The sequence below is a fragment of the uncultured Bacteroides sp. genome, from assembly GCF_910578895.1.
Classification (GTDB): Bacteria; Bacteroidota; Bacteroidia; order Bacteroidales; family Bacteroidaceae; genus Bacteroides.
In genome coordinates, this window is sequence record NZ_CAJTSC010000004.1 from 1 (window position 1) to 11470 (window position 11470).

Consider the following 11470-nt stretch of genomic DNA (forward strand, 5'->3'; position numbering starts at 1 on the left):
GCCCGCTATGCTCCTCATAAAAATAGAAAAACATCCTCGAAAAGAACGCTCAAAAAACTATACCTATATCAAAAAGGTAAAAAATGTTTTGAGCGAAGCTAATGCTGAATAAAATTTAAACAGGCTCTTAGCAGAAAACAAAATGAATGCTCAACCTTAAATATAAAAGTTTGTGGTCAAAACTCTGACAATTGCACATTCTGTCAGAGTTTTGACCACAAACCTTATAGACTATTCATAGCCGCTTATTCCAAGCTTATCCGGCTACTTATCGGCAACCTTCTTCTTCGGCGCAGCCTTCTTTGCAACAGTTTTCTTGGCAGTAGGTTTCGCGGCAGCCTTAGCTGTTGTTTTCGTTTCTTTCTTCTTCTCGGCAGATTTTTCTTTCTCCAGCTTGTTCTGCGTTTTTTCCAGTTCTTTATGAAGTTCTTCTATTTCATCTCCCTGGTTTTTGATTGTAGTCAGCAAGGCATTCAACTCCTCGTTGTCGATATCTACCGGATAAAGAGAATCCACACGCTTGATGAAGTCTCCCAAGATGTTCATATAGTTGGTAAAAGCATCGTATGGCGATTCGTAAATGCCACGGTTCAGGGCTATACCGCTATTCTTGGTTGTCATAAAACGGAAGTTGTTGCTTGCCTGCAGATAATCCCAGTCTTGCTTGATACGGCGGTCGTCACAGATATGAACACGTTCGGCAACGCTATACAACTTGTTGAAAGCCTCACGCTGCATCACATTTCCCAACCAGCAGCTCGTATCCCTTTCTTCGTCTACCCAAGACATCGGGTACGGAACATCCAATTGTGAAACCGATTTCAGCTTCGTTACAACTTCCGTAGGAGTTGAGAACGTAATGCCTTTCTCTTTGGCACATGCGGGCAATGCTTTCAGGAATTCCAATATATTGGAAGACAAAGGCTGCGACATGCCCAATGAACAAAGTTCCATAAAAATGTTGATGACCTGCTCTTCCTGCGGGAATGCATCAATCCAGTTGATATACTTATCTGCAAACAAAGGATATTCGCTCCATTCGGAATTGGAGAATCGCAGGCTGATATCATCCGACAACTTAAAATCGCGCAACAGCAACTTCAGGTTCGGGTTCATATTGCAATGATACACATAGTGCGGGCTCTTCCAGCCAAGCACATGCTTGGCACCCTCGGTCAGCATGCCTTTAAAGCCCATACTTGCCACCATAGCACCAATCTCGTCATTATAAATCAGGCTGGAATTGCGGAATACCTTCGGCGCTTTTCCAAACATCTGTTTCATCTTGGCGCTCTGCCGCATCACCTCTTCCTTGAAGCAATCCTCGTTTGCCAAAGAGGAGAGTCCGTGAGAGTAAGGCTCTGCCAGGAACTCGCAGCATCCGGTATCATTGAGCTGGTGCAACAAGTCGATAACTGCAGGCGCATGGATTTCCAGTTGCTCCAATGCCACGCCGGAGATAGACAAAGCCACCTTGAAAGCGCCGCCCGAGTTCTTCACCATTTCAATCAGCGTGTTCAGCGCAGGGATATACGAGCGTTCGGCAACTTCGTTTATACTTGTTTCATTGGCATAATCATCATAGTAATAATGATTTGTACCGATATCAAAGAAACGGTAACGTTTCAGATGTATAATTTGATGTATCTCAAAGTAAAGACAGATAGTTCTCATTAGTATTTATTGTTTTGTTATTTACCATAGTTTCTTAACACATCCTCATACAGAGCACGGATTCTCAAGCCTACCTTTTCCCAAGTAATTCCGTCCACCTCTTTCTTTCCTTCTTCCTGCAGATAACGGAACAGGGAAGGATTCATGCAGATGGAATAGATGGCATCCGCCATTGCGTGAATGTCCCAGTAATCGGTTTTGATTACCTTATCGAGAATTTCACCGCAACCGGACTGCTTGGAGATAATGGAGGGCGTTCCGCACTGCATGGCTTCCAGCGGAGCAATGCCGAAAGGTTCGGACACGGAAGGCATGACGAACACGTCACTGTTCTTATACACCTCGTACACCTGCTTGCCTTTCATAAAGCCGGGGAAGTGGAATCGGTCGGCAATGCCACGTTCGGCAGCCATATTAATCATGGCATTCAGCATATCTCCCGAACCTGCCATTACGAAACGTATGTTGCGGGTACGTTGCAGCACCAGCGCAGCGGCTTCCACAAAATATTCCGGTCCTTTCTGCATGGTGATACGTCCGAGGAAAGTCACCACTTTCTCTTTGGAGTGTTCCGGACGTGGAATGTCCTGATATTCCTGCGAGAGCGGATACACCGCATTGTGCATGGCAAATACTTTTCGCGGGTCCTGATGATATTCATTAATCACAGTGCGGCGCGTAAGTTCGGACACGCACATGATGCAATCGGCATAGTCCATTCCGTTCTTCTCCATTGAGTAAACAGTAGGATTGACCTTGCCCCGCGAACGGTCGAAGTCCGTGGCATGCACATGGATGCAAAGCGGTTTGCCGCTCACCATCTTGGCATGCACTCCGGCGGGATACGTCAACCAGTCGTGCGCATGGATAATGTCGAACTCCTGTTGGCGCGCCACCACGCCGGCTATGATGGAAAAGTTATTGATTTCTTCGTGCAGATTGCCCGGATAGCCACCGGCAAAGTCCATACAGCCAAGGTCGTTGACGTGCATGTAGGAGAAATCCGCATAAATATGGTCACGCAAAGCGTAATATTGTTCCGGACTCATTGTCGACAAACGCGACTTCAAATAACCATAATCTACATCGCGCCATACGACAGGCACTTGGTTCATGCCGATTATATTCAAGAATTTCTCTTCCTCGCCTGTAGGCTTGGGCATGCAGAAAGTGGTTTCGACATCTCCCTGCAAACTCAGTCCCTTCGTAATTCCGTATGATGCAACTGCAAGGCCGCCATATATTTTGGGAGGAAATTCCCAACCAAACATTAAAACTTTCATCTTCGTTCCTCCTCTTATGAATTATATTTAGACAATAATTTCAGGATGCGCAAAATCTCCGCCACATTCATGGCAAACGAAACCGCTCCCCTTCCCTTAAACGGCGGGTTACCGTCGAACAATTCGGGCAGAGACGCAATGCAATGGCTTGTCATTTCATCTTCAAAGCCAATCAGATAGCGTTCCACAAACGAAATTCCGCTCATCTTATATATACGCAGATACGCCTCCATATAGAAGCCCATCAGCCACGGCCATGCCGTACCCTGGTGGTAAGCATAGTCCCGCTGTGTCTGAGGACCGACATAATTCGGGTTATATCCCCCACTCTTAGGGCTCAGCGTGCGCAGGCCTTTCGGGGTCAGCAACTCCTTCGTCACAATATCGAGAACCTGCTTCTTTTGTGCGCGGTCCAGCGGAGAGTAGTCAAAAGCAACGGCAAATATCATATTGGGGCGAACGCTCCAATCCATCATATATCCGTCCACATAATCGAACAGATAACCGTATTCATTGCGGAAAACCTCCACAAAAGATTTGCCGGTAATCTCCGCCTGTGCATCCAGTTCGTCTGCAAGAATGTCATTTCCACCCTCGCGTACGATATCCGAAACAAAGCGCAAGGCATTATACCACAAGGCATTCACCTCTACAATATATCCGGTACGGGAGATTACAGGATGCCCGTTCACCGTAGAGTTCATCCATGTAACAGCCTTTTCCCTGCCGTTTGCATAAAGCAGACCGTTTTCGTGCAAGAAGAGATTGTCATGCTTACGGCCGCGGATATATCCCATGATATCCTCCAGCAGTTTGCCGTACTTCGCACGGCATTGTTCGCGCGATGTATCCTTGGCATATTGTTGCAGCGTCCACACAGCCCACAAAAGCACATCGGGATGCTCCATTTCATAGATTTTATAACCCACCGGCTTGTCTTCGATAAAATTGCGGATGGCTTTTTCCGCCGTCTTCATGACGTCCTCAAACTCATCCTGCTCATCCACCGCCAAAGTCAGCCCCGGCAGAGAAATGAACAAGTCGCGCGCACGGCATTTGAACCAGGGATAACCTGCAAGCACATAATGCTCCTCTCCCTGCTTGTTGTGGAACTGGTGAGCCGAGTTTTTCAGACAGTGATAGAAGCTGTCGCGCGGAGTGCGGTCCTCAGCCTCTGCTTCAAAAGCCTGTTTCAGTTTACGGGGTGAAATCTCCGAAATGCCCGCAGAGAAGACAATACTTTCGCCCTTCTTTATATCCACTTCAAAATAGCCGGGCACGTACAGGTCTTCATTAAAATCATATCCACGTTCCTGTTCTTTCGGATATTCAATGCCGCGATACCAGTCCGGCTGATAATGAAACTCATTCTTTTTGTTCAACTGCATATACAGTTCCGGATATCCGGGATACATGCAGGTTTTTATGCCGTTCTCCACCGGCTGGTAGTCACGGCTTGCCTGTGCGTTTTCGTGCGTGTATTCGCGCACGCTGCGGAATGCCAGGAAAGGGCGGAAACGGAGCGTGGTTGCCGAATGGGCATCGACCAAGGTGTAACGAATCAGGATACGGTTCTCGTGGTGTACAAAAATTTTCTCTTTACGGAGGATAACGCCCCCCACACGGTAGGTAGTTGCCGGGATATGCTCGCAATCAAACTCACGGATATACTTATGCCCGTTCGGACTAAAGTTGTTTCCCTGATACTTGTGCAACCCCAGGTTAAATTCCGCACCGTGCTGAATTACCGTTTCGTCCAGAGAAGAAAGCAGCACATGGTTTTCATCATCCAGGTTGGGAACGGGAATCACCAACAGTCCGTGATATTTTCGTGTGTTACAATCTACAATCGTCGTACAATGATAGGCCCCCGATTTGTTAGTCCGAAGTATCTCCCTTGGCAAAGATTCTTGCAGATTAACCATCAGGGTCTTGTCAAATCGTAAATAACTCATAGTTGCGCATTATTTAAAGGTTAATTATTCAGGCATACGCGCTACAAAGCTTGTAGCGATGCCCAAAATTACGAATTAAAGACTATACGCAAAACAAAAAGTCAGTTTTTTTTCATCCTTGCAGCAAATAATCCGCACTATTGTACGAAAACATCAAATCCCCGTACAATATATGAAACGCAACGTATGACAAATGGTTCCGGCGGCGGTCAGAGACCGCGCCTTAATGATGAAAGCTGTCCAACAGCAACGAGATATTCGCCATAAACAGGCGTACCGAGATTGCCAGCAGGATGATGCCGAAGAACTTGCGGATAATGTAAATGCCGCCTTTGCCCAGAAAGCGCTCTACCCGCCCCGTCATGCTGACGACAAAATAGACCCATATCATATTCAGCACCAACGCTATGATGATATTGACACTGGCATATTCGGCGCGCAAAGAGAGCAAAGTGGTGAAAGCCCCCGCTCCCGCCAACAGCGGAAAGACCAGCGGCACCAGCGTCGCTTCCTTGATGGGTCCTTGATTTTTAAAGATTTCAATATCAAGAATCATCTCCAACGACATCAGGAAAATGACGAACGCACCCGCCACGGCAAACGACTCGATGTCCACATGAAACAGCTTGAGCATCATATCGCCCGCATAAAAGAAACCTATCAGCAAGGCAAACGATATCAATGTGGCTTTCACCGCATTTACATCCTTTCCCTTCTCCTTCAGGTTGATAATGATAGGAATAGAACCAATGATATCTATCACGGCAAACAGCACGATAAAAGCGCTGGTCATCTGCTGCCAATCAAATGCTGAAAACATACATCCTCCTTTTTTTCTGCAAATATAATCTATTTTTATACATTCCGCAAAATTTCTTAAAAGCGAATGAACGGCACGCCACGGCTTTTTTATCCACAGGAGCTAAAGGAACCGGAAGGAGTTATCGCCCTTCTATAACTCCCATGCCTTAAGAACCTTGGCAGCACGCTTAAGAAATAATAAAAAAAACAAAAAGAGAAGGCATGTATTTACGGCAGAGTTCGATTATACCTACTTTTGTTCTTCAACAAGAAGACGAGAATGATATGGAAACAATGTTTGATACGTTATTACAATTGCCCCTTTTCCAAGGACTTGCCCAAGAAGACTTCACCTGCATTTTGGAAAAAGTAAAATTGCACTTCACGAAGCATAAGCCGGGCGAACTCCTTATCGCAGAGGGAAGCCCCTGTCATGAGCTGGTCTTTGTCCTGAAAGGGGAAGTCGCATCCTGCACCTCGTCCGCCGACTCCTCCTATAGCTTTACCGAATACTTTCCCGCTCCTTGCCTGCTCGAGGCCCATTCCATGTTCGGCATGCACACAAAGTACGCATCCTCCTATCGGGCAAAGACAGAGGTGCACACCGTCAGCATCAGCAAGTCATTCGCCGTAAAAGAGCTTTTCAACTACGAAATATTCCGCCTGAACTACATGAACATCGTCAGCAACCGCACCCAAATGCTGCACAACCGCTTATGGGCACTATCCGGCGATACGCCCGAAACGCGCATCCTGCACTTCATCCTCAGCCACACCGAGCGCCTGTCGGGCGAGAAGGCGGTGAAGATAAGAATGGAAGACCTGGCTCAAATAGTCAATGTCCCCCGGACAGCAGTGTCAAAGGCTCTCAACAGCATGCAGGCAAAAGGCCGGATAGAACTGCATCGCGGGGAAATCGTCATACCGGACGTGGAGAGGCTGGTATGATACATACAAAAAGAGGATGCACACTTAAGCGCACCCTCTTTCCATCTGTATATCAATCATCTATCATTCCCACTCGATTGTGGAAGGCGGTTTTGACGAGATATCATACGTCACACGGTTCACGCCCTTCACCTTATTGATAATGTCATTAGATACCTTGCCGAGGAATTCGTAAGGCAGATGTGCCCAGTCGGCAGTCATCGCATCGGTAGAAGTAACGGCACGCAAGGCAACCGCACGCTCATAAGTACGTTCGTCGCCCATCACGCCCACCGACTGCACGGGAAGCAGGATAACCCCCGCCTGCCATACCTGGTGATAGAGCGTCGTTTCATTGCCTTCGGCATCCTTCACTTGCCAGTCGCGCAATCCCTGGATGAAGATATCGTCCGCGTCCTGCAGGATACGCACCTTCTCCGGAGTGATGTCGCCCAAAATACGGACTGCCAGCCCCGGACCGGGGAAAGGATGGCGTGTAATCAGATGGTCGGGCATGCCCAGCTCGCGTCCTACACGGCGAACCTCATCCTTGAACAGCAGGCGCAAAGGCTCGCACAGTTTCAGGTTCATCTTCTCGGGCAAACCGCCCACGTTGTGATGGCTCTTGATTACGGTTCCGGTAATGGAAAGCGACTCGATGCAGTCCGGATAGATAGTGCCCTGTGCCAGCCATTTCACATCCTTAATCTTATGTGCCTCTTCATCGAACACATCGATAAAGCCCTTGCCTATAATCTTACGCTTCTTCTCGGGTTCGGTCACACCGGCAAGTTCAGCAAAGAACTTGGCGCTTGCATCCACGCCGATAACGTTCAGGCCGAGACATTCATAATCGTGGAGCACGTTCTTGAACTCGTCCTTGCGCAGCATGCCGTGGTCCACGAAAATACAGGTCAGGTTCTTGCCGATGGCACGGTTCAGCAATACGGCAGCCACCGAAGAGTCCACACCGCCGCTCAGGCCGAGCACCACCTTGTCGTCTCCCAGTTGTTCCTTCAGCTGCGCCACCGTTGTCTCAATGAACGATGCCGCGCTCCAGTCCTGCTTGCAGCCGCACACTTCCACTACAAAGTTCTTCAGCATCTGCGTGCCGTCCTCGCTGTGGAACACTTCCGGATGGAACTGCACCCCCCACATCTTCTCGCCCTCTACCTGGTAGGCGGCAATCCGGACCTTGTCCGTCGAAGCTATGGTCTTGAAGTCGGCAGGAACAGCGGTAATCGTATCGCCGTGGCTCATCCACACCTGGGTATTTTCTTTTACTCCCTTAAAGAGTACATTGTCTTTATCAAAAGAGTTCAAATGCGCACGCCCGTATTCACGGCTACCCGCCGGCTCCACCTTTCCGCCGTTGGTGTAAGAGATAAACTGCGCGCCGTAGCAGATGCCCAGTATGGGATACTTGCCGCGTATCTCGTTCAAGTCTATCTTAAACGCACTTTCATCGTATACGGAAAACGGGCTGCCCGAAAGAATAACTCCCTTTACACTCGCATCTCCCTGTGGAAACTTGTTGTAAGGCACAATTTCACAATATACATTCAGCTCGCGTACCCGGCGACCTATCAGCTGCGTGGTCTGTGAGCCAAAATCAAGAATGATAATCTTTTCTTGCATAGTAACAGAGGTGTTAGTAATTTTGCGTACAAAGATACGAATTTGTTTAGAGCGGAAAGCAAAAATGCGGTAATATTTGTTTGGAGCCTGTATAAAAAAGAAGCCGTGAGACGGAGCCGCTGCGGGCATCCCCTCTCCGGAGCCGTTTTTCTAAAGGATACACCCGCATACGAACAACCGGACAGACGCCGGAAACAAACCGCGCCGGCTGCCCCGCGCAAGGCAAAGTGAAACAGCATCCGCCCTCTGCATGGCAAAAAGACGGGAAAGCCGCCATTTTGCTTACTCCCCTCACGCCCGCTTTCTTCCAAACCGGAAAAGCCTTGCATAAAGCGCGGATAAGCATGCGTCAATTTTCGATAGAAATGCACCGTTTATGCAGATTTCAGCCATTTCAGCCGCCGGACACAAGTCTTTCTGCCGACAGAAGCCAATGTCTGTCGCGATAGATGCTATTGTCTGTCATGACAGGCATTAATGTCCCTCACGACAGACATTAATGTTTCTCCCCACAGACGCCAATATCCGGAAAACGGGACGCCTGCACACGGCATTTCCGGCGGCATTCTCCGCCGGTTGATTTGTAAGGATTTCGATATCCTCCTGAATGGAAGCAAGATAAACGTTTTGCGTTTCGTTTTTTCCGACCGGCAGTACGCAAGGACGGAAACAGCCGATTCTGAGACGGCGGAAAATACAGATTGTCAGAAAACACAGGAGCAATAGCAAAAAGACAAAGACAAGGAGCACAAAAAAGAGGACATGCCGAAACAACCCACAAGCCATGCAAGCTTTTCATGTTTTCGGCACATCCTCCTTTCAATACATATAGCCCAACCCTGCTATTTCTCCTTCAGGAGGTCGCGTATCTCCGTCAGCAGCAATTCTTCCTTGCTTGGCGCAGGGGGCGCGGGAGGAGTGGCGGGAGTCTCTTCAGCCTTCTTCTTCTCGGTCAGCCTGTTCAGCAGTTTGATAAACATAAAGATAGAGAAGGCGATAATGAGGAAGTCGAAAGTGGCCTGCAGGAAGTTGCCGTAGTTCAACGTCACGGCAGCTATCTCCTGCCCGTCCACCACTTGGGCAGGTTTCATCACCCACTTCAAATCGGTAAAATTGACACCACCCACCAGCAGTCCCAGCGGCGGCATAATCACATCAGAAACCACGGAAGATACAATCTTGCCAAACGCGCCGCCAATGATGACACCGACAGCCATATCCACCACATTGCCTTTCATGGCGAAAGCCTTAAATTCCTGTAAAAATGAACTTTTTCCCATCTTTTCAATTATTTAATTCTAATTTTGGATACGAATATAAAAACATTTTCTTACTTTTGCGCCGCAATTCGCAAAGAAATGCAGGAAAAGTTTGAAAGTTTAATTTTAAACATTATAAAACCCTTAAAAGTTTAAACAAAATGATTAAAGTAGGTATTAATGGTTTCGGACGTATCGGACGTTTCGTATTCCGCGCTGCAATGAAGAGAAACGATATTCAAATCGTAGGTATCAATGACCTTTGCCCGGTAGATTACTTGGCTTACATGCTGAAGTATGACACAATGCACGGTCAATTCGACGGTACTATCGAAGCTGACGTTGAAAACAGCAAATTGATCGTTAACGGTCAGGCTATCCGCATCACTGCAGAAAGAAACCCGGCTGACTTGAAATGGAACGAAGTAGAAGCAGAATATGTTGTAGAATCTACAGGTTTGTTCCTGAGCAAAGACAAAGCTCAAGCTCACATCGAAGCCGGTGCAAAATACGTTGTAATGTCTGCTCCTTCCAAGGATGACACTCCGATGTTCGTTTGCGGTGTTAACGAGAAGACTTACGTTAAGGGTACTCAATTCGTATCTAACGCTTCTTGTACTACCAACTGCTTGGCTCCTATCGCTAAGGTATTGAACGACAAATGGGGTATCACTGACGGTTTGATGACTACCGTTCACTCTACAACTGCTACTCAGAAGACAGTTGACGGTCCTTCTATGAAAGACTGGAGAGGTGGTCGCGCCGCTTCCGGCAACATCATCCCGTCTTCTACAGGTGCTGCCAAGGCTGTAGGTAAAGTTATCCCGGCATTGAACGGCAAACTGACCGGTATGTCTATGCGTGTTCCGACTTTGGACGTTTCTGTAGTTGACTTGACAGTTAACTTGGCTAAGCCTGCTACTTACGCTGAAATCTGCGCTGCCATGAAGGAAGCTTCTGAAGGCGAATTGAAGGGTGTTCTGGGTTACACTGAAGATGCAGTTGTTTCTTCTGACTTCTTGGGTGACACTCGTACTTCTATCTTCGACGCTAAGGCAGGTATCGCTTTGACTGATACTTTCGTTAAGGTTGTATCTTGGTATGATAACGAAATCGGTTATTCTAACAAGGTTCTCGACCTGATTGCTCACATGGCATCAGTTAACTGCTAATATACAGTTAGAAAATAATAAAAAACAGGCGGCTTCTATGAAGTCGCCTGTTTTTTTTGCAACTTTGCAGAAAGTTCACTCTTTTATTAATACAAAGTACTTATGAGAAAGCTTATATTCACTCTTATTTCATTCTGCATCATGACAAGTTGTACAACCGACCAGAAAAACCCTTTCTTCGAAGCATACTCCACACCGCACGGAGTGGTTCCGTTCGATAAAATAGAGATTGCCCACTATGAACCCGCCATCCGCGAAGGCATCCGCAGGCAACAGGCGGAAATCGATGCCATCACCGGCAATCCTGAAGCCCCGACCTTTGCCAACACCGTATTGGCGTACGAGAAGTCGGGCGAAATGCTCCGGCGCGCCGGCACCGTGTTCGGCAACCTGCTTAGCGCAGAGACCAACGACGAGTTGCAGGAACTCGCCCGCAAGATGATGCCGCTGATGAGCGAGCACGAAAACAACATCAGCCTGAACGAAAAGCTGTTTGCACGCATCAAGACCGTATACGAGCAACAGGAGAAAGAGGCGCTGAACCCCGAACAGAAGAAACTGCTGGAAGACATCTACAACGGATTTGTGCGCAGCGGTGCCAACCTCGAGGGTGAAGCAAAAGACAAATACCGCGCCCTGAGCCAGGAACTCAGCCTGCTCACCTTGCAGTTCAGCGAGAACGCGCTGAAGGAGACGAACGACTACCAACTGGTGATTACCGACTCCACCCAACTGTCCGGCCTGCCGGAAAGCGCCAAAGA

At 48.0% G+C, this 11470-nt stretch carries 9 protein-coding genes and 1 pseudogene (1 of these 10 cut by a window edge); 4 read left to right on the forward strand and 6 right to left on the reverse strand.

From position 1 onward, the window contains the following. Positions 1-264: 264 nt before the first annotated feature. The 4 genes from QZ327_RS01810 to QZ327_RS01825 form a co-directional block, all read right to left on the reverse strand. A complete protein-coding gene (locus QZ327_RS01810; protein WP_294616626.1) occupies positions 265-1674 on the reverse strand; it encodes a glycoside hydrolase family 57 protein in 1410 nt (469 codons plus the stop codon). Between the two features lie 17 nt (positions 1675-1691). Then, entirely contained in the window at positions 1692-2957 is a 1266-nt protein-coding gene (locus QZ327_RS01815; RefSeq protein WP_294616628.1) for a glycosyltransferase family 4 protein, read from the reverse strand. 14 nt (positions 2958-2971) lie between these two features. Continuing rightward, a complete protein-coding gene (locus QZ327_RS01820) occupies positions 2972-4912 on the reverse strand; it encodes a glycogen debranching enzyme N-terminal domain-containing protein (protein ID WP_294616630.1) in 1941 nt (646 codons plus the stop codon). Positions 4913-5135: 223 nt separating this feature from the next. After that, on the reverse strand, positions 5136-5732 hold the full coding sequence (locus QZ327_RS01825) for a MarC family protein (RefSeq protein WP_294616631.1): 597 nt from the start codon (positions 5730-5732) through the stop codon (positions 5136-5138). 266 nt (positions 5733-5998) lie between these two features. Between QZ327_RS01825 and QZ327_RS01830 the strand changes: the two genes are divergently transcribed. Next, positions 5999-6661, forward strand: a complete 663-nt coding sequence (locus QZ327_RS01830) for a Crp/Fnr family transcriptional regulator (protein ID WP_294616633.1) — start codon at positions 5999-6001, stop codon at positions 6659-6661. A 63-nt stretch (positions 6662-6724) separates the two neighbouring features. Here the strand turns inward: QZ327_RS01830 and guaA are convergent, their stop codons facing one another. Beyond that, complete coding sequence (gene guaA / locus QZ327_RS01835; RefSeq protein WP_294616634.1) at positions 6725-8278, reverse strand: glutamine-hydrolyzing GMP synthase; 1554 nt, start codon at positions 8276-8278, stop codon at positions 6725-6727. A 477-nt stretch (positions 8279-8755) separates the two neighbouring features. Here guaA and QZ327_RS01840 point away from each other — a divergent pair, with 477 nt between their 5' ends. Next, positions 8756-9004 (forward strand): hypothetical protein, encoded by a 249-nt coding sequence (locus tag QZ327_RS01840; RefSeq protein WP_294616635.1) that lies wholly within the window; start codon positions 8756-8758, stop codon positions 9002-9004. A gap of 116 nt (positions 9005-9120) precedes the next feature. Here the strand turns inward: QZ327_RS01840 and mscL are convergent, their stop codons facing one another. Then, positions 9121-9558, reverse strand: coding sequence for a large-conductance mechanosensitive channel protein MscL (gene mscL, locus QZ327_RS01845; protein ID WP_294616637.1), 438 nt, complete (start codon positions 9556-9558; stop codon positions 9121-9123). A 140-nt stretch (positions 9559-9698) separates the two neighbouring features. Between mscL and gap the strand changes: the two genes are divergently transcribed. Together gap and QZ327_RS01855 are read left to right on the forward strand one after the other, a co-directional pair. Continuing rightward, a complete protein-coding gene (gene gap / locus QZ327_RS01850; protein WP_005835458.1) occupies positions 9699-10709 on the forward strand; it encodes a type I glyceraldehyde-3-phosphate dehydrogenase in 1011 nt (336 codons plus the stop codon). Positions 10710-10850: 141 nt separating this feature from the next. Further along, positions 10851-11470, forward strand: a pseudogene (locus QZ327_RS01855) (M3 family metallopeptidase) (it continues 1455 nt past the right edge of the window).

Bases quoted from the DNA above. Each gene is read 5' to 3' on its own strand.
- QZ327_RS01810 (WP_294616626.1), bottom strand. From the start codon at position 1,674: ATGAGAACTATCTGTCTTTACTTTGAGATACATCAAATTATACATCTG.
- QZ327_RS01815 (WP_294616628.1), bottom strand. From the start codon at position 2,957: ATGAAAGTTTTAATGTTTGGTTGGGAATTTCCTCCCAAAATATATGGC.
- QZ327_RS01820 (WP_294616630.1), bottom strand. From the start codon at position 4,912: ATGAGTTATTTACGATTTGACAAGACCCTGATGGTTAATCTGCAAGAA.
- QZ327_RS01825 (WP_294616631.1), bottom strand. From the start codon at position 5,732: ATGTTTTCAGCATTTGATTGGCAGCAGATGACCAGCGCTTTTATCGTG.
- QZ327_RS01830 (WP_294616633.1), top strand. From the start codon at position 5,999: ATGGAAACAATGTTTGATACGTTATTACAATTGCCCCTTTTCCAAGGA.
- guaA (WP_294616634.1), bottom strand. From the start codon at position 8,278: ATGCAAGAAAAGATTATCATTCTTGATTTTGGCTCACAGACCACGCAG.
- QZ327_RS01840 (WP_294616635.1), top strand. From the start codon at position 8,756: ATGTCCCTCACGACAGACATTAATGTTTCTCCCCACAGACGCCAATAT.
- mscL (WP_294616637.1), bottom strand. From the start codon at position 9,558: ATGGGAAAAAGTTCATTTTTACAGGAATTTAAGGCTTTCGCCATGAAA.
- gap (WP_005835458.1), top strand. From the start codon at position 9,699: ATGATTAAAGTAGGTATTAATGGTTTCGGACGTATCGGACGTTTCGTA.